This is a genomic window from Halobacillus sp. ABR2_026 (assembly GCF_056158545.1).
In genome coordinates this window covers 384,828-403,396 of sequence record NZ_JBSWTM010000001.1, presented here as the reverse complement: position 1 = coordinate 403,396, position 18,569 = coordinate 384,828, and the positions used below count along the sequence as shown (strand labels likewise).

Genomic DNA, 18,569 nt, shown 5'->3' with positions numbered 1-18,569 from the left:
CTTATATATTAAATAAATCCATATTACCCGAAAGTCTTTCATTACTAAGGTTTACATAATTTTCATCTGTTTCAAAACCAATAAAATGCAACCCGCAGTTTTGGGATGCCACACATTCTGTACCCGAACCGCTAAATGGGGAAAGACAAATGTCTCCCTCTTTAGCCGATAACCTAATCATTCTTTCTATTAACCTAATTGGCTTTTGTGTGGGATGTTTACCAAATTTCAACTCTTCTTTTTTCTTATTATTAGGTATATCCCAAACGGTTCTCATCTGTTTACCTTGTTTTTTTAAATTATCTTCAGGGAACTCAGATTCCTTTGAGTAGTCATAGTTAAAATAATATTCTCTTCCTTTTTCGTTTCCAGTGTGAGCCCAAATAATAGTTTCATGACTAGCAGTTAGTCTTCTTCCAGAAAGGTTAGGAAAGCTATTTCTTTTATACCAAATAACCTCATTTACTATCTCTGTTTCCAACATTTGAAGCGCAAAATTAATAATCCCTATATTATGATACGTACCATGAATCCATATTGATCCTGTTGGTTTAACTACTCTCTTAAGTTCAGCTATCCACTGAATAGTAAAGTTTAGATACTCAGATAAAGGCATGTCATCCCATTCGGCCATCACTTTGTTCCAATTACCACCGAATCCAGGTAACTTAGTTGAATTATCCCAGCTCCAATTTCCACCCTTACTAAGGTTGTATGGAGGATCAGCAATAGCTAAGTCAATGCTGTTATCCGGCATCCCTTTCATGCCTTCAATACAATCCTTATTATAAATCTTATCTAATTGGTATCCACCGACTTCATCCTTGTAAGTATTACTCATGAGTATCTCTCTCTTCTTCCTTTATTTTATCAACGATAATGTCATATAACCACTCTTGCATAGTAGTTCCTTTTTCAGCTACGAGTACTCTAATTCTTTTATGCTCTTCTTCTGATAAACGAACATGTACCATTTTCTTTTTCTTAGATTCAGGCTCCATGTGGATCCTCCTTAACCTTGTGTTACAATGAAAAACGCTTTTTGTTACTATGTTATATTGTTATAAATATAACATAGTAACACCTAAAAAATCAAACTATATAACCCTTCTTAGTTCTATTTATGGTGTAGGTATATAATCAACGACCTCAAACAAGGTTATTGGATAGTCGTTTACAAATCAAGAGCATTTAAATATTGCCCCTAGATATCCTTTTCTATATTTTCGGTATTATGGTTAATATTAATGTTTCCCTCATATTTTTGTTGAAGTTCCTTATTCCAGTCTTTTTCCTTCGAAAAATAAACTCTTGAAAAATTTCTTGGCAATAAATTTTGATATTTGTTCGCAAATTTTCTCCCAGCCATATCATTATCCGTACAGAAAATTATTTTATTAAAAGAATGGCCATCCTTCACCATTCTTTTAATCTCATCAATCATGGTCTGTCGCTTAAGCCCAGACATGGAAACTAGTCGAGTATTCCGCAGCTTTTCTTTCTTAATACTCCAATATGAAAGTGCATCAATTGGGCTCTCAAAAAGATAAATAGAATTTGGCTTACCAATATCTACAGCAAACCCACCCGATCCATAGCTGTTCCTATCAATGCCTTTAAACATACGACCATCTTTCATTGGAGAAGTTCCTTGCCGATCAGCTCCTACAATTTTTCCTTGCTGACTCCACTTAAACACCACATTCCCGAGCTTGTCTTGAGCTATTAAGTCTTTACTGTCTAACCACTCTACAATCTTAGGATGAATCTTCCGTTCATTCGTAAGGTAATCTCTAGCCTTGGTCCTATCGTTCACTTCATAGTGAGCAGGATATTGATAAGGCTCCTTAGACTTTTGCTCTTGGGAATTGTCTTTCACTTTATAACCTTGTGCATTTAGATCCAGAACAACTTCCGGAAAGCTCATTCCATAAAACATTTTGGCAAAGTTAATGACTCCAGCTCCTTTTTCATCCCTGGAGTTCCAAGCATACATTTGGTCTTTAATCACTAAGCTGTCATGCACTTGATGTCGGTAATATCTTCCCTCTTTCTTCAATGGCTCCCCTTTACGCTCAAGATAGTCTATGAGATCTACATTACGAGCAACCTCCACTTGGTCCGCGCTTACATGTTTGGCCATGCAGCACTTCCTCCTCTCTAAAATTAGATATAAAAAAAGACAGGGAGATAACTCCCTGTCTAGCGTTCAATCTCTACTTTTTCTTTTTGCTTTTCATTTTGCTGAGAAGCCTCTTTATTCCCTCCATTTTTCATTTCTGAAGTGGTGCTTTCTTTTTCTTTCTCTTCATTGAATTCTCGGTCCAGCTTGTTTTCGATTTGAGATAGTCGCTGCTCTCCACGATCCGTTAAAGGCAGCTCTTTTAATTCTTGAAGAGATTCCTTTTTTATTTGATAGACCTCTTCTTTACTGTGGGTCTCTTGAAAAGAACGCATCTGTTTTAAGCGTTCTTGCCGGTCATTGTTTTCTTCTTTATCCAATTCTTTTCCGACGGTTGGTTCAATAAAGTTCATGAGCTCTTTTTTATAAGCATCTTTGAAGTCTTGATGTGAATATTCTTCTTCTGCCTTTTCTTCCTTAACAAAAGGCCCGCTATCCTTCTCCCCCTTGCTCACTTGGCTTCGGTACATCTCTCGAAGCTTTTCTGAAGGTAATATCTCTCTTTCTTGTTTCTCCTCTTCCATTTCATGTTTTGGTTCTTTAACACTCATATCTTTCTCCCCTTCCTTTTCTTGGCCCATAGATTTCTCAATAGTCGTAATAAATTCTTTAGCTGTTGACTGAACTTCTTGTAACAAGTTTTCGTGTTCTTTAAATTCATGATCTTTGGTCCAGTGATGCAAATAGTCTAATGAGTAGTCACTAGTATCAATATTGAAATAAGAGGCAACGGTATAAGCTGTCATTTCCGCCTGAAATTCTTTCTCCGGCTTGGTATAGTCATTCATGTTTTCCTTAGTATGAAGCTTGGCATGAGTCAGTTCATGTAAAAGAGTCTTTGTATCTTGTCGTTCAGAGTTACGCGGATTCAGAGCGACTTCTCCTCTTCCTGTGTAACTTACACCTTTAGCTGCCCCTAACTCTTCATAAGGCTCTACAATTTGAATGTTATTGTTATCAGCTATAGCCTCCATCCCTTGTCGAAGCTGAGTGTAATTTTGAACCTCCCCATCGATCCATTTGTTTGGAAAGATTTGAGGCAGATCTTTTTGAGTGGCTGTTGTCTGCGAGACATCGAACACACTTCCGGTAGAATAAACAAGACGGCCATCTCGTTTGTCGAGTTGACCGTCTTTAACTTGTTGCTTTTCTGTTTTCGTCGCATATTTCAAAGGCTTCCATTCGCCCTCTTCACCTTGGAACTGCTGGCCTAAACGATTGGGCACGAGAACCTTTAGACTTTTCTCTCCTTTGTTCACTGAAAAACCTTTGTCTTTCCAGAAGGCGTAGGAACCTACAGCTTCAGCTCCTGGAAACTGTGAATCAATGAGTGCGGTATTCCGCGGAGAATATCGGTGAAACTTTCCCATAAAGTCTAGATATTCTTTCATTTGTTCAGGTGAATGAAAGTGATTCGAAATACTTTCTTCCATTCCCTCTGTCAGTCGATTGATCTCCTCTTTAACCTTTTCCGGTGATTTCTGTTTATAGGATCGCTTAGTCTTCGCCATGATCCCCAGCTCCCACACTCATGTTCATGAGTTCTTCCATTTCTTCCTCATCGTAATTGGGTTCTGTATTTAATATTAGTTCCTTTGTTTTCTTATGAAAGGGAATGAGTAGGTTCTCTTGATTCACTAAATGCTGCTCAAGATCATCCATTTCCTCATCACTTAACGTTAAGGTATATTCCTCCTGTCCTACGTCCATCACAAGCTCATTATTTTCATCTAAACGCTTAAACACGCCTACTTCATAATTGCTATTAAACAAAAGCATTCCTTTCACTCCTTTGTTGGATAATTACTCATTCATACCATTAGCTTGATGCTGGTTGAGTCTCTCCGGCACTTATTCTCTTCTGACGCTGATGACTGATTCTTTCATCGACCGCTTCTCTCGCATCTTTCATCGCTGGACTTTCAAAGATTGGTGTCGTAACACAATTTTCTAAGTTTTGATCCATCGCAAAACCGTTCATTAATTCAAGGAGTACCTGCGTATTTTTATCGCTTCGATTGGCTGCTAACCGCAACCGTTTCATCTCTTCAGAAAACACTTCTTGGAAACGTTGAGCCATCAAACTCAGTATATATTCCTGAGAGTGGTCGGTTGTCTTCTGCGCTTCCCATTCATTAACCATACGGTCCAAAGCTTCACCAGGGTAACGAATATGATGCTGTTCCTGATATTCTTTGATTAACGCTATCGTCTCTTCGTGTAGCGTGACATTTTGACGCCTTCCCATTCATAATCCCCTACCTTTCTCTTTCGATTTCTCGTTCTAACTTCTGATGATCCAAATCATTGATAAACTGATCATATGTTTGTCCCAATGATCGTTGAATGCTTTTTAAGGAACGTTGTAATTGAATCGCTGAGGGCATGGACTTATAAGCGGCATTTGTATTGATAGTTTGTCTAGGATACTGTTGGTGATCGTACCGTTTCATTTCTTGTAAGAAAGTATTCCCCATTCGTTTATAGAGATCATCCAACTTGTTTTGTTTGTAATGTTGGTATCGCTTCTTATCCTTAGGGCCATCCCCGTAGGCCTGTTTTAATTCGTTTACTTCTTGATCCAATTTATCATGCAGCTGCTTCATATTTTTGCCATGATACTTATCTAAATACCTTGTCGTTAGTTCATCAATTTTTGGTCGAATTGGGTTCAACGTTTGATAGCCATAGTGCCACTGTCGCTTATCCTCTGGTAAGTGATTATATACTTCAAGAAACAAAGGTTTCATCTCTCTATTGCTCCATTTCATGCTGCTGTTCTCTTTCTTTGCATTCACCATATGGTCACGGATCAATGAGTTGATTTGATTCCGTTGTTGCGTTCGATCCATTAATCCATTCACGACTTCACTTTTCATCGCGTCTAGAGTTTTCGGCTTTCGCTTTCCTCGCTCACGAGTCGGGTTTGGTTCGACTGTGGCCACATGAATATGAATGTTATCGGTGTTATAGTGAATGGCCGCCGACCAAACAGCACTCTCTTGTAATCCCTCTTTTTTCATCATCGATTGCATAGATTTCCTTGTTACTTGCTTCAAAGCATCTTCATCTAAGGTGTGTGTCTTTGAATCATAAACGTCTCGGTTTTGAAGCCAATCATTATCAAATGTAATGACATCTTGCCACATGATACTGTTCTTCTTTTGAGCCTGTTCAAACAAAGATTTAATGCCCTGCTTTCCTTCCACTGATAAACGATCCGATTGCTGAGTAAACAAAGCAGATGTTTTATCTGGATCGTCCATATAGTGATTGTATAAACTAAACATGGACCGATGAGCTTCCCCTTTTCCTTTCGCTTCTTCACGGTCCACGTATTGCACATAATCTTGAAATCCTTTCTTATTCGCTGTCACGAATTTTGTTTTTAAAACCACGCCAGGCGTTACGGTTTCACTCATGATTCTTCACCTGGTTCTTCTATCCGCAAGAGATCATTCATTTCTCGAATCGCTGTATAACAATGAGCCATCGTTTGAATGTTGCGATCGACTAATTGCTGGAGTCTTTGTTCACGATTGTTTTCTTCTCGAAAGACAGCTAACTGTTGCAACTGGGCATGTAAAAACTCTTGCCGACTTAAACCTTTTTCTTCCGCAAGTTCGTCAATTCGTTGAACCGTTTTCGGATCCATATAACGAATCCTTACTTCCATTACAATCACTCCTTTTGATGAAGTCCCTAAGACTAGTGAATAAAGAGAAGAGCATAAGGGGTTTTTGTTCCCACTTGGCGTGTGAATCCCGGCAGAGCCGGGCAAAACGAGGGAACAAGAAAATCTCCAGATGTGCGATCGCTGTGCGGCTAAAGCAGGAACATCCATTCGTGTTTTCACCTTGGAGTGTGGTCCCTGCACAGGAGATGTGTGGACCCTGTGTTGACCTCTACCACAACCTACGCCCCTTTTTAGTTCGAAATCATCTCTCGTTTTTCTTCTAACATCCCAATCTTTTCAACGATGGTTTGGATGGTTAGTTCATGTTCAGCTGCCTCTTGATTGATCTGATCTTTTTCATTTTCTAGGTGATTAATTCTAGCCTCTGTATTCTTTTTCTCTTCCTCCGTTTCGTAAAGAAGCTCTGATTCTAATTCAACGATTTTTTGATCAACTTCTTTGATTCGTTCATCGATGGTTTGAATACTTGCCTTCTTCTCTTTTATTGTTTCTTTAGCCTCTTCGATCTCTTCAGATACAGCAGCAACTTCATATTCTTGCTCCGTTAAAATGTTTAATTGTTTGTCCATTTCCACTTTACGTTGATCTGTATAAATACGTGCCAGCTCTTTCTTTTCCTCACCCCCTTTCAGGGAATTTTGATCATTCTTTTCAGGAAATAGCATGGCGTTTTCTTCCTTAATAACATCGAGTGCCATGACATCAAAGGAAGGACTTACCTGGTGGATACTAATGACATATCTGCTTTCATCGTTGTACTCTACGTGCGTTGGAAGATCGCGTTTTGGATGCTCTTTTTCCTGAGCCGTAAAGCTCAAGGATACATCTAATAAAGCTGTTGATTTTTTGATGTTTATGGTGACAACCATCAGCTTTTTCGTTGGATTATAAACCCAGTCCTTAATGGTAAGTTCACCTGATCCTTGTAAGTTCAGAGGTTCATTGACAGGCGTTTGTTGAACTTTACTCTGATTTTCATCACCAAATATAAAACCAGAAAACAAGAAAAAAAGAAGCGCCATAGCCATGACGCTTAGTCCAATAAGATATTTTTTTGAGGTTCCTTCCGTGATGTGTTTCGTTTGTTTCTTCATGAATAGCCCTCCTCTTCGACGTCTTGAAAATCTGTTATTATCCAGTGCTCTTCTCTATGAGCATTTATTCTGAGGAACACAGGAGACACCTGTTTTTGTTTGCTCTGTAAAGAATAGAGCGTGTGTTTAAACTTAACTAATACGCTAGCTTGATTGTTTGTGAGATGACCTGTTTTGATGAATATTTCTACTTCATCCACCTCCGTTTTCCTGTCTCCTTTATAGGTCTCTGTAGGAAAGAAGGTTGAAGCTAAATCGTTGCTCATCACCTTGTGAGCTTCTTTTTTCCTTTCTTGATAGGTCTCTTTATCCTGTTTAAAAGCAACCTCTATAAACGTAGAAACCTGCTTCACTAAAGCGTCATATCTCGCTTGAATGTCAGCAGGTTCCTGTTGTTGTAACATCTCTTTTAATTCAGTTTTTTCTTCCATAGTCTTTTCGTTTTTCACTTTTAATTGATGCAAGCTTTCCTGTAGATCATCACTCGATGCTGTGCGTGCAGCATATATATTAACCAATGTGAGAACGATTAACAGAACGACAAACAGGCCAAAAAGAACACGTCTATTCATCAACTTCCCCCTTTCTTAAAGTCCAAGATATGGGGCAGGATTTACATCAGAACGATACTGTTTTTTGGTCCGAACTTCGAAATGTAGATGGGGACCTGTAGAGTTTCCTGTCGAACCACACTTGCCTACTTTTGTTCCTTTTTGAATCATCTCCCCGTTTTGTACACTTATCGTGTACAAATGAGCATAGTGACTATAAAGTCCCTCTTCATGTTTCACAAGTACGTTATTTCCATAACCAGAGTTTTTTCTTACCACATCAACCACTTGACCGTTATCTACGCTTTGAATAGGCGTTACGGCGTTCGTACAAGCAAAATCAATACCTCTATGCATGTCCGGTGTTCCATCAAAAGGATCTGAGCGCATGCCGTAATCAGATGTTTGTGTGAGTGCTCCTTCAACGGGCATAACCCAATCTCCCGTTGGTTGTAAATCTGCTTCAATAACTCCTCCTTTAAGGTAACTTAAAACGGCCTCAACATAACCTATATCCCCATAACAAGCTCCTGTTTCTGCCGACTCAGGTCTAATGCAGGAATACATGCCTGTATGCTTCAATTCCTGGTACTTCATTATTGAAAATTCGATCGCTAACTCTTTGCTGTATTCTCCATTATTGTGTTCGTTTGCGTAATCAATGAACCCTCCACCGAAGTTATAAGCTTGGAGTGTTAGCTTAATATCTCCCCCTGCTTTCTCCAGCATTTCAGAGAAGTATCGGATTCCGACATTAATACTTCTTTCAGGGTCCTCTATCGTGTTTGGAGGTAGACCGAGAGACTCACTTGCTTGCATCACATCATCCAAACGTCCACCAGATTCCTGCATCGTTTTGGCCAAGAGAAGCTCCACATACTTGGACACCCCATACTTTTCGGCATATTCTTCAAACAGAGGGCGGTACTCTTCTAGTGCAGCTGAAACTTGCGCAGTTCCATTTACCACATCAACGGACCTCACATCCTCACTGGAGGAAGACTTTTGATAACCGATCAGCCCTGTAATGACAGAAGCATATAAGAGCATTTGTAGAAGGAAAAGAGCTACCAGAACACCAATTAACCATAGCCATACTTTCCGAGGGACTAACCCCAGGAGAAGGGACCAAGGCATCCTTATGCACCTCCTCCAAACAAGGCTAATTCTTCGTCCGATACCTCCACCTTGAAACGAATGTTTTCAACCGCACGGATGCTTAACATCGTCTCCCCAGTTTGTAGGTAAGGGATATCTTTTAATTCACTTTGGCTTAATTGTCCCATGAATATTTGCTGCATCATCTCTAAGTTGTTACTATCCTGCTGCATAATAATTTTGTATTGGGTCAGTTCAAAAAGCTTCTTTATTTCCTCTACCATACTCTGATCCGAACCCTCAGGAACAAAATCACGAATGGTGTGACTGGCATAGAGAAGAGCACCAAAATACTTCCTGGCCTCTCGGCTAAACTTTGTAAGAAAATCAAGAGCACTCTCACTTTTCTTCTTTGTATTAATGATGTGGTGAGCTTCATCCATCAAAATGAGATATCGTACAGCGTCTTCAAAAGCTAATTCTCCCCGATTATAAGCATCAAACTGAGGTGAGCCGTTCGTTAGCATGGAGTCCCATAAGAGGTTGAGTACATTAAACAATTGCGCTTGGAAAACCTCTGCCCTCATTTGCGATAGGCCCCTCAGGGTAAAAGTAACGACCTGTTGCTCATCAAAGTGTTCGATGGTTGATACTCCATTGAAGAGATGCGCGTAAGTCTCTACAAGGTTACGAATGTTTAATTCGATGCTTTCCAGGCGTCGTTTCCTTTCCTGACTCAACTTCTCCTTTTGCTTCCCTTCCTTGGAATTTTCATAGAGTTGTTCTTCGATAAAGGCAAGAAAATCGGTGAATATAGGGTACTCATGGACAGAAAGTTTGGTTATATTTGAGTTTGAATCATCGTTCCATAAGCCAAGCTTTTCATAGAGCTTTCTTAATAGATTTTCATATTCTTTCAATTCACTATCATTCGCTTCAGGTGCTAAGAATTTATAGAATGTCGTCAATTTGGATAAATGCTGAGTAAAGGACGTATATTCGTCCTCTGCCGTTCGATACACCTGCAAAGGGTTGATGACCCCATCTGAACCATCGAGAGCAATCTGCTTCCCACCTAAAGCTTCCGTTAACTCCACAAATTCTCCTGTGACATCAAACGTCCGGACCTTATATCCTTTAATAGCATTATCCAGCATAATTTTCTTAAGTGTCGTAGACTTTCCTGCCCCCATCGCTCCGACCATGACTCCGTTATAACTCTTACGCTGCTGATCTCTATGAAAAAGATCAAAGACGACGTTTCCTCCGGTGAGTGTCGTGCCATAGAATGTACCGTAAGGATCGTTTAAGCTAGTAAAATGAAAAGGAAAGCCACCTGCCAACCCTAGTGCGGGTATCGGATGACCTTCCCTCTTGTTTCGATAAGTGGATTGTTCTGTATAATTCGTGAGGATTGATTTCCACTCAAATTCCTGTTCGTTTAAGAAGATGGACCCTCGAAAATTCTCGTCCTGTAACGTCGATAAGACGACTTTCACTTTGTCTTCCAGCTCTTCTTTTGTTTGTGCACTTACATAATGCCTAAGATGAACACGCTTTATGATTTCTCCTTCTTCAGAGACCTGATTATATAGCTGCCGCAAATCATCGTAGTTATTTTGCGCTTCAATAATGCCTGCATTATCTTTTTCATTAATCATTCTGGAACTCTGTTCAGCCATCCCTTTGTTTAATCCATCTCGGACTTTGTAACGATCGTCAGAGACAATATCCATCGTAGTAATGACATTCTCCATATTGAAAATAGGCTCTAACCAAAAGTCTGAAACATTTTTAGGGAAGGAATAGACATGGACACAAACTTCATAACCGTCTCCTTTCCGGGTAAAGGTTTCGTGAAATTTAATTCCTCCTTGCGGTTGGATATGGGCCAGTAAGAAAGGGTTATATCCTTTTTCTTGTGTTTCTTCGGCATCACTTTTCTTTTTTAGAAATGAAAACATTCCTTAACCCCTCTTTTCTAATTTAGAATTTTGATTGTATAGCTTATAGAGCAAATCAATCTTCTTTTCATCGGTTAACTCAATGACCGGAGCGACTCGTCCAAGATAACGCCGACAATTGTTTCTATACTCAGCAAGCTGCTTAAGGCTAGTCGCGTAAATATATAAATAAAATTCTCTATTCGTCCGGTAGGTCTCTAAAAAATGCAGCTCCTCTCTTTTTCTAATTAAAAAGCGCTCATAGAGAGGCGCTTTGTTTTGAGCAATCTTGTAATTAATCGCATCCAGTTGTTTTTTCATATTAACCGGAAAATTCATAGATACGATCTTGATATCCGGCGCGTATGATTGAAAGAACTTAGCCATCTTCATGATGTCGTACTCCGTTTCCTGGGTAGATGGAGAATAAATATCTTTACTCTGAAGTTGCATCACGTCCATATAGCCCGTCTCTCCTTTTAATTGAAAGGATCCTTCTTCGGTCATGTCCTGAATGGGAAGAATCTCAGCTATGGATGGAATGGCCATCTCTCTCTTTTTCTTTTTAGCGTTCGACCTTTGCAGCTTCTTGTTTTTCTCAGTAGTTTTTCGTTCATCAAAAAGAGCCATTTTTTCGGAACTGTCTTCTTTAAAGAAAGGGTGGCCTTTCTTATTCTTCTTCATTTAAAGTCCTCCCTCACTTTTCTTTCCTGCTACTTCATGAATCAGGTCAAAAAATACGCCGACCGTCTCATGCTCCCATCCAGACAACCAACGAATCTTCCGTGCTTCTATTTTTGTTAAGTCTCGCACAAGCTGTTCTTCAAGAAGTGCCTTAAACTTTTGAAACGCATATTCTTCATCATTTAACTCTTCAAATTTGATCACCATCCCTACCATCCTCCCTTTCTTTTTTATCAATGGCACAATAAGCAATTCGGTCCCTTGTGACAGCTAAGAATAAGGCTTTGACCATACGAAGTTTAGGGTTCGTTTTGGGTCGGATCAACCAAGCAACCATCAATAGTATCCAAAAAATCGCATAGTACCAAACGAATGAAGAATGAACGACATATCGGAATGTAAAGCCTATGCCGCCTAAGATGAGTACCACAAGTAAGTCTGTAAGATAAAATAGACGGTTGATCTTCAACTCACTTCCAATTTCGGATGGTATCTTGTATTGCAATAAAAACCCTCCTTCATAAAAAAACGCGAACCAAGTTAAGACTCAGGCCCGCGTTTCTTAATTTTATTTATCCAGTTCTCCGTAGTGTTTCGAGATAAGTTATACGTCCGTTTTGCACTTTGAACCTTAGGATTATTAGTAAATCGCTCACCCAACCGATCTTTCATATATCCTCCTACAGTTCGCTGCTCTGTTCTATATTGATTAGGCATAGGAATATCATCTGTACTTTTTGGAGATTTTACGTCTGGTGTTTCTAATTCGGCGCTTGCAGCTATTTGGTTTGTCTCTTCCTTAGGTTCATTATTGTTTGCATCTAAACGTGCGCTTCCTTTTTCACTACTACCTATATCTTTCTCTTGTTTTTTATCTTTCTTAGGTTGAGTATATATAGGTTGCTCATTGCTTTGGTTCGATGACGGTACGTCCAATCCTCCTGGGGAATCTTCTTTTGTAGTGTTCATAGAGGGCCCTTTCTGAGAAGAAGGATGGGACTGACCCTGAGTTTCATAGCTGGATGAACGATTTCCTGCCTCCGGACTTCTAACTTCTTTTCCTCCCAACGAACCTTTTTGCCCTTCCTGATTGAATGTCATTGGACTTGGCTCTTGTTTTCTTCTATTTCCTTGACTTCTATTTCCTTCAGTTGATGATGAATCACTTTTTCCATTTGTCTTAGATTTCCTCTCATCTTTGCGTCCATAGATACCAGCGACCGCACCAGCTGTCCCGGCACCTGTATTCATCAAGGCTGATACACCACCACTTGTAATAGCTCCTGCAGCTTTCTTCACGGGAGGTCCGAGTGTTTTAGAAGCTAGGTAACCACCCATCGCCACATGCCAGGCATTTTTCAATCCAGCATCAATTCCAAAGAGTTTTTGCACGATATTAGGACCATCAATGACAGCCAAACTTCCTGCAATTAAAGCAATCAGATACCCTAGTCCTTCAAGATTATTATTTATAAAAGTTGTGTAATACATATACACACGTAGACTTAAGAAAATCATGATAAGCGAAGCAAAAATGCTTCCAATATTCTTAATGATCGCTTTCAATCGCTGGCCCGTCGAAATATCCGCATAGGCCATGATTAAGGCCACGATATGATTAAAGCCAAGCTCAAAACAGAGCTTGGCTACTTTAATCGATATTAATATCATGGTAAAAGCCATAACGGAAAGAGTTACGATGGCAGTAAACCAATCCACATGCCACCTGTAATAATTTTCTGGAAGGAAATCAAACAGACCACTTTTTCCTAACTCAACAAGCCCTTCTTCGCCATTTGATTCCAACCCTACTTTGTTCATTACAAGCTTTTGTCCTTTATTTGATAGGCTATCGCCATTAGATTTTTCAAAACTATCGTCAATCGTTTCATTAATGGATATTTTATCAATTGAGTCTGGGCTTATATGATGTTGTTCTTCTACATCTGGATCTGTCCAGTCTGTTTCTTCATAAATGACTATGTCTGTAATATGGTCTCCCATTACTCGATCGGAGGTGGTAAAAGAATCTGTTTGTACTTTCGCTACGTCCATCGCATCTCCAGTAAAGTCATTCACTTTCCCGATTCCAAAAGACAACAGAGTAATCGTCATGATCGATATAAATAGGTTCATTGGAATGTCAGATCGATTCTTTTCTTTATTAAATATTAATCGAAAGCCGATCATTCCCAATGAGATGGCCAACATAATGTAGAGAGCAGGCTGGATGGTTTCGAGAAAGTTAGTCACGGGATCGCTCGAAAAGAAATCCGTTAAGGTTAAGACCTGATCAACCATTCCTTCCAGACCATCAACAATCATTTTCAAGAATAATATCGTTCCCCACCCTACGATCCTTAACCCAGATGTAAAGATATTATTCGTTGATAAGACTTCGGAAAACCTTAACAATATCTCTAACAGTTCTTCATCGGACACTCCATCACCACCTTTATTATTTTTCCCTTTTTCATCCCTGCTCTACTGGTGTTTCCTGTTCTTCAATTAACTTATCTATTTGTTTGCGAATGTGACTATACACTTGTCGGTTAATTTCTTGGTGATCGCCTAAAAGCTTTAAGTTATAAAGAAAAGCTTCCATAGGTTCATCATTCATTTCCTCCTCACTGTGTTCTAAATGAGGAGCAATTTGTTGGTGGATCAGGGAGAATGTGCTTTTATCAAAGAACTCACCGACTTTTTCCTTCCTCCACCATTCCATAGGTTGTTCTGAATCACTGAATGGTCCATTTTGTGAGTGATTTTCCATATCCTCTACCGCCTCGTCTGTCTGTGCTTTATTAGAATAGCCAGTTTGAAAATCAATAACTAAGTCTGCTGGATGAACATAGCGGTGTGGGGTAGAAATCTCTTCTTCCGTAATTGATCTACCTGGACGGAATTCTGAACTAAGATACGTGTGAGCATATTTCATACTGTATTTTCCTGTATTATAAATAGGAAAGGCACGAATCTTTCTTCCTTTCTTATTACGACGTAATAGCACACGTCGCACTACCGTATCTCCTTCCTCCAATTCCTGCAGTTCATTGGCCGTTAGAAGGTCTCTTCCTTCCGTACTTTCCGTTTTCGACTTATCCAGGGAAAAGGTAGATCCAGACCGTGTTTGAGTATTTAACGTTTGCTTTCCTAACTTGGAAGAAAAATAGGAAGCAGAATCATAGTCAGCACTCAATATATAAATTTCATTTCCACAGTTACCACGAATGGTGGCTTGCCCATCTTCTCCATACAGATCTTTTAATTGAGCATAGGATTGAACAACTAAGTGAAAACGAATGTTTCTTCCCAAACATACTGTGATTTTATTTTCCATATCTGCTATCGCAGGCATATTTCCGAACTCATCTAACATAAAGACCACTTCTCGTAAGCATTTTTGTCCTTTGGCAATGGCTGCATTTTTTGATAACACATAATACAATTGGCTAACGAAAATAGACGGTATAGCATGAGTAGACGTATCATAATCGGGTGTAACCATAAACACAGCAATAGGCTTATTGGAGTTAATAATTTTTTTTACTTCCATAGTGCTACTAGCAGAAATATAAGAGAAGGAAACCTTGCCCGTTTCCTTCTCTACTTTGTCAATCCGAATCGTCGAGCTATCCTTTTGAACTTCTTTAACTTTTGAAGATCCAGGAGCCAAGTCTTGAGAAATAACTAAATAATCTCCGACCTCTAATGAGGTTTTAAAGTTAATGGTCCATGTCCCACTCTCTCCTGATTGATTGATTTCAGTGGTTCCATCCGGGAATGAAACCATTACTTTGGAAAAAGGGCGACCTCGCCCCTTAATACTTTGACCGAAGCCCACTCTTTTTAAATCTAAAGAGTTTTTTGCTGTCATTTTAGCTGTTTCACTCATTGTGAATTTCGTCAATCCATTCATCGCTGTCGTAAAAATGCTTGATCGAGTATTTCCTTTGGAAAAATTACTCGTTGCATATTGACCTTTCGCTACATGGGATTGGGGTAGTTCTTGGAAGAATTGATCCAATGCATTGTATTCTTGGCCATCTTCATCCATTTCATTTCTAGTCCCTAACTCTGAGAGCATGTTGGCGACCGTGTACATCGTAATTTTCTCTTCCATCCCTTCGGTTATGCTTTTCTCTGTAACCGCAAGGATCATAGCATTCACAAGTGATTTAGCTGAATCATCCCACATAGGTTCTTTAGCATTCGGATTGTGGTAAAGCATATGAGTAATGGTTTCGCAAAGAGTTTGAGCTGTAGAATAATCCCCATCCTTATAAGATTGTTTTACCAACTCTAGCAAATTGAAGCTCATGCTTTGCATGGGATTCATTAAGTTTAAGACCTCAACCTCATAACCTCTTCTCTCCAGCGTCTCCCGGCTAGAAGCAAATAACTCGCCTTTAGGGTCATTGATGACTAAAGAGGGCTGATATTCAGCACGAGAGTAGGCATCTATGGTTGGAATAACATAGGTTTGGCCCTTACCACTCCTTGTCGTACCTATAATTAGATTATTGACAGGTGACGGATCAATAAAAGCTTTGTCCCCTTTTCTAGATAACACAGGGCCTCCTTTACCTTTAAATGGTTGTTTTCGATCAGGAATGGCCCTGTACTGTTGTTGAATTTCTTTTCTCGTTGCAAATCTCTGGGAACCTTTTTCGTCCGTGCCTACGGGTTTAAAGTTACTTCTAAGTTTGTAAATCATGTGGGCTATACCGACTAAGCCGATTAAGGCCGCTATTCCATAGTAGAGAGGTTGTTCTTGCATATGAAAATCTGTCAAAAATGAAGCTTTAATTTCTATTGGTTTACTGAATTCTGGGAAAGTCTTTAAGGTTGACCACATGGCATATCCCAAATTCCATACGAAAGTACTGACCAGCATCGTGGATATAAAAAAACAGATGCTTAGGAGAATAAGCACCTGTTTTTTAGCAATGACTGATTTCAAATGAATCACCCTCTTATATATTGTTCTTTTGGCCCTCCAGCTCATCTTGTTGTTCCTTAAGCGAATCGATTTTAGATTGATTTTGATCTTCCGACTTTTTCTCTGTTTCTATTTGGCTGTTTATCTTCGTCAACTGTTCCTCAATTTCTTGATACTCATTAATCTTTTTATTCAGTTCATCATTTTTCGCTTCACTGGCCATCTTTTTTGCATCTTCCAATTGACCAAGCCTCAAATAAGCGATCCCCTTTTGTTTATACAGCTCAGGAGACATCGCCATATCTTGAATATCCACCGCCTGTTTGTATTCCCCATTATGAAAAGCTATTTTAAATTCACCCAAAGGACTTGGATAAGCTTCTTGAAAGGAAATCAATTCTTCCAGACCATGAACTTTCATGACTTGCTCAGCCAGTGAAGAAGAGTTTTTCTTGCCCACATATTGCAAAGCTTGATCATACTTTTTAAGTTCCACCAGAAAATGAAGCAATGTTTTGCGCTCCGATTCCGTTAAGGTTTCCATTCCTTGTAACTGATCAACAGCTTTTTTCTGCTGACCTGTCCAATAACCTTCATAAGCCGTTTTTACATTCTCCGTTTTTTCCAGCTCTTGTGTTGTGGCTCTTAGATCTTTGCCTTGATTGCTTAGAAGTATAAAAAGAGTGATGGATGTAACTATGGCTACCACTAATGTGGTACTGATCATACTCACAAAAAATTTGCCACGCTTACCAAGTTGCTTCCAACTCGATTTTTGTTCTTCCTTTTCTTTCAATACTCCTGTCATATCAATTTGATAAGATGCTGGTGTATTAGAAGTTAATTGTTGAAGAAAGACATCCCTTTTTGTTTCTTCATTTTTATTTTGCATGGGTAACTCTAAAAGCTTTTGACAAACATGGTCATAAATATTTGATGTTCCTTCTGCTCCCATTTCATATGAGCCGTTGTACAGCTTGTCTCCTTCTTCATTAAATATCATGAAATCTAGCAGAATTGGCTTGGCATTTTTCTTCTTTAATTTAGCATCCAATTTTGCTGTTAGAACGACAATTTCCTGGAAGGAATAAGGGTGAAAGCTCGAAATTTCACCATCCATTTTTGATGTGAATAATACCCTCATGAACCTACACTCCTTTAAAAGATCACCTGACTGTCAATGTATTCAGCGATAGCTGTAGCTCCCATTAGAACGACAAGTCCAACGGCACCACCAATGAACCACACGATAGAGCTTTGGCGACCTCTAACTCCACCCCATATAAGATGGTAGGCTCCTATACCAAAAGCAATGGCAGCCGAGATAATACCCAAAAGCTGCATGGCGGTTAAAATTGATGCCCCAGTAGATTGTAAATTACTAATGGCAGCAAGCATGGAATGATCTGCAAAGTACTTCATTAATATCTCCCCTTATTAAATATTTTTGTTGTTGTTTTCTTCATCCACCCCTTTGTAATGGAGCAATGACTTCATAACGACATCTTGGTTTTGTTGAATGTAGTCTTGGTGCTTATCATGAAGCCACTCATTGTAAGAAATGTCTTGGATGGTTAGCAGTGTTTGAACTAAGTCTTTTGATTGCTTAAGTTCACGATTAGTAACGCCCATTCACCTTCACCCCCTTTCAAGGTTTTTTATCCATAAAAAAAAGAAGCGATCTATTAAGGATCACTTCCATTAGGATGATGTTTCGTTGATGAATTTTTGTATGGCTTTATCCCTATCTTCAAGGGTTTTGTATTTCTGTGTTTTTAAGGAGATACGATCCTGTAATTTTCCATCCTGATAATAACTTAGAGATTGGAACAGTTCACTACCTTCCAAACCTATATCATTCAGATCCATATCCCCATCAAGAATCTTTTGATTCTGAGCATTAATTTCTTTCACATTAATTTCTTCAATATTTTCTTCCACTACCTTGATATATTCATCTCTTTTTTCTTCCTCAGACGCATCAGTTACTAAAATATAAACATTGTCACTGTCTTGCAGAGTTTCTTTCATGTCACCTGGTGATAATGACTTGACTTGACCTGTGGCTCCTTGAAATCCGCAACCAACTAGGATTAAAACTATAACAAATCCAGCCAAACCACCGACCCAACGCTTTGCCATCAGATCAATCTCCTCTCAAGTGATTTGTATAACGATTCTAACACCTACTAAAATATAAATCCACATTATGGAAGATAGATCTTTATTATTGATGATTGTTTATGGCGAGATACAATCAACCCTATGTAGAATGATTATTTTTCTACAATGCACATCGTTTCTAGCCTATACGAAGAACTTTATGTATCTAGGATAAACTACATAAAGCTTCATCAGTTTATACCTCACTTTATATA

Annotated in this window: 21 protein-coding genes; all 21 read right to left on the bottom strand. The window is 39.1% G+C overall.

Features of this window, described 5'->3' with window-relative positions:
- Nucleotide 1: 1 nt before the first annotated feature.
- Nucleotides 2–841 carry a DNA-methyltransferase gene (locus ACXADE_RS02235; protein WP_474978880.1) on the bottom strand — a complete coding sequence of 280 codons (840 nt, stop codon included), beginning with the start codon at nucleotides 839–841 and terminating at the stop codon, nucleotides 2–4.
- A complete protein-coding gene (locus ACXADE_RS02230; protein WP_474982176.1) occupies nucleotides 834–1,052 on the bottom strand; it encodes a plasmid partition protein ParG in 219 nt (72 codons plus the stop codon). Before ACXADE_RS02230 ends, ACXADE_RS02235 begins: the two co-directional genes overlap by 8 nt.
- A gap of 152 nt (nucleotides 1,053–1,204) precedes the next feature.
- Nucleotides 1,205–2,143 (bottom strand): toprim domain-containing protein, encoded by a 939-nt coding sequence (locus ACXADE_RS02225; RefSeq protein WP_474978879.1) that lies wholly within the window; start codon nucleotides 2,141–2,143, stop codon nucleotides 1,205–1,207.
- Between the two features lie 59 nt (nucleotides 2,144–2,202).
- The gene (locus tag ACXADE_RS02220) at nucleotides 2,203–3,693 is read right to left on the bottom strand and encodes an ImmA/IrrE family metallo-endopeptidase (protein ID WP_474978878.1); all 1,491 of its coding nucleotides are present in this window, start codon (nucleotides 3,691–3,693) and stop codon (nucleotides 2,203–2,205) included.
- The gene (locus tag ACXADE_RS02215; RefSeq protein ID WP_474978877.1) at nucleotides 3,680–3,961 is read right to left on the bottom strand and encodes a hypothetical protein; all 282 of its coding nucleotides are present in this window, start codon (nucleotides 3,959–3,961) and stop codon (nucleotides 3,680–3,682) included. Before ACXADE_RS02215 ends, ACXADE_RS02220 begins: the two co-directional genes overlap by 14 nt.
- 40 nt (nucleotides 3,962–4,001) lie before the next feature.
- A complete protein-coding gene (locus ACXADE_RS02210) occupies nucleotides 4,002–4,430 on the bottom strand; it encodes a hypothetical protein (protein ID WP_474978876.1) in 429 nt (142 codons plus the stop codon).
- Between the two features lie 10 nt (nucleotides 4,431–4,440).
- Nucleotides 4,441–5,604 carry a MobP2 family relaxase gene (gene mobP2 / locus ACXADE_RS02205; RefSeq protein WP_474978875.1) on the bottom strand — a complete coding sequence of 388 codons (1,164 nt, stop codon included), beginning with the start codon at nucleotides 5,602–5,604 and terminating at the stop codon, nucleotides 4,441–4,443.
- Complete coding sequence (locus tag ACXADE_RS02200) at nucleotides 5,601–5,858, bottom strand: hypothetical protein (RefSeq protein WP_474978874.1); 258 nt, start codon at nucleotides 5,856–5,858, stop codon at nucleotides 5,601–5,603. The genes mobP2 and ACXADE_RS02200 overlap by 4 nt, the downstream gene beginning before the upstream one ends.
- Nucleotides 5,859–6,109: 251 nt before the next feature.
- On the bottom strand, nucleotides 6,110–6,973 hold the full coding sequence (locus ACXADE_RS02195) for a hypothetical protein (RefSeq protein WP_474978873.1): 864 nt from the start codon (nucleotides 6,971–6,973) through the stop codon (nucleotides 6,110–6,112).
- Nucleotides 6,970–7,545 carry a hypothetical protein gene (locus tag ACXADE_RS02190; protein ID WP_474978871.1) on the bottom strand — a complete coding sequence of 192 codons (576 nt, stop codon included), beginning with the start codon at nucleotides 7,543–7,545 and terminating at the stop codon, nucleotides 6,970–6,972. Before ACXADE_RS02190 ends, ACXADE_RS02195 begins: the two co-directional genes overlap by 4 nt.
- A gap of 15 nt (nucleotides 7,546–7,560) precedes the next feature.
- Nucleotides 7,561–8,661, bottom strand: a complete 1,101-nt coding sequence (locus ACXADE_RS02185) for a lysozyme family protein (RefSeq protein ID WP_474978870.1) — start codon at nucleotides 8,659–8,661, stop codon at nucleotides 7,561–7,563.
- Nucleotides 8,662–8,663: 2 nt separating this feature from the next.
- A complete protein-coding gene (locus ACXADE_RS02180; protein ID WP_474978869.1) occupies nucleotides 8,664–10,586 on the bottom strand; it encodes a VirB4 family type IV secretion system protein in 1,923 nt (640 codons plus the stop codon).
- Nucleotides 10,587–10,589: 3 nt separating this feature from the next.
- A complete protein-coding gene (locus ACXADE_RS02175) occupies nucleotides 10,590–11,249 on the bottom strand; it encodes a hypothetical protein (protein WP_474978868.1) in 660 nt (219 codons plus the stop codon).
- On the bottom strand, nucleotides 11,250–11,456 hold the full coding sequence (locus ACXADE_RS02170) for a hypothetical protein (RefSeq protein WP_474978866.1): 207 nt from the start codon (nucleotides 11,454–11,456) through the stop codon (nucleotides 11,250–11,252).
- Nucleotides 11,440–11,754, bottom strand: a complete 315-nt coding sequence (locus ACXADE_RS02165; RefSeq protein ID WP_474978865.1) for a DUF5592 family protein — start codon at nucleotides 11,752–11,754, stop codon at nucleotides 11,440–11,442. The genes ACXADE_RS02170 and ACXADE_RS02165 overlap by 17 nt, the downstream gene beginning before the upstream one ends.
- Before the next feature lie 35 nt (nucleotides 11,755–11,789).
- Nucleotides 11,790–13,691 (bottom strand): pLS20_p028 family conjugation system transmembrane protein, encoded by a 1,902-nt coding sequence (locus ACXADE_RS02160; protein WP_474978864.1) that lies wholly within the window; start codon nucleotides 13,689–13,691, stop codon nucleotides 11,790–11,792.
- Nucleotides 13,692–13,722: 31 nt separating this feature from the next.
- Nucleotides 13,723–16,212, bottom strand: coding sequence for a VirD4-like conjugal transfer protein, CD1115 family (locus tag ACXADE_RS02155; protein ID WP_474978863.1), 2,490 nt, complete (start codon nucleotides 16,210–16,212; stop codon nucleotides 13,723–13,725).
- Nucleotides 16,213–16,225: 13 nt separating this feature from the next.
- Nucleotides 16,226–17,335 (bottom strand): hypothetical protein, encoded by a 1,110-nt coding sequence (locus ACXADE_RS02150; protein ID WP_474978862.1) that lies wholly within the window; start codon nucleotides 17,333–17,335, stop codon nucleotides 16,226–16,228.
- A gap of 14 nt (nucleotides 17,336–17,349) precedes the next feature.
- Entirely contained in the window at nucleotides 17,350–17,613 is a 264-nt protein-coding gene (locus ACXADE_RS02145; protein ID WP_035541924.1) for a hypothetical protein, read from the bottom strand.
- A 15-nt stretch (nucleotides 17,614–17,628) separates the two neighbouring features.
- Nucleotides 17,629–17,823 (bottom strand): hypothetical protein, encoded by a 195-nt coding sequence (locus ACXADE_RS02140; RefSeq protein ID WP_160841183.1) that lies wholly within the window; start codon nucleotides 17,821–17,823, stop codon nucleotides 17,629–17,631.
- A gap of 69 nt (nucleotides 17,824–17,892) precedes the next feature.
- The gene (locus ACXADE_RS02135; protein WP_474978861.1) at nucleotides 17,893–18,333 is read right to left on the bottom strand and encodes a hypothetical protein; all 441 of its coding nucleotides are present in this window, start codon (nucleotides 18,331–18,333) and stop codon (nucleotides 17,893–17,895) included.
- Nucleotides 18,334–18,569: the final 236 nt, after the last annotated feature.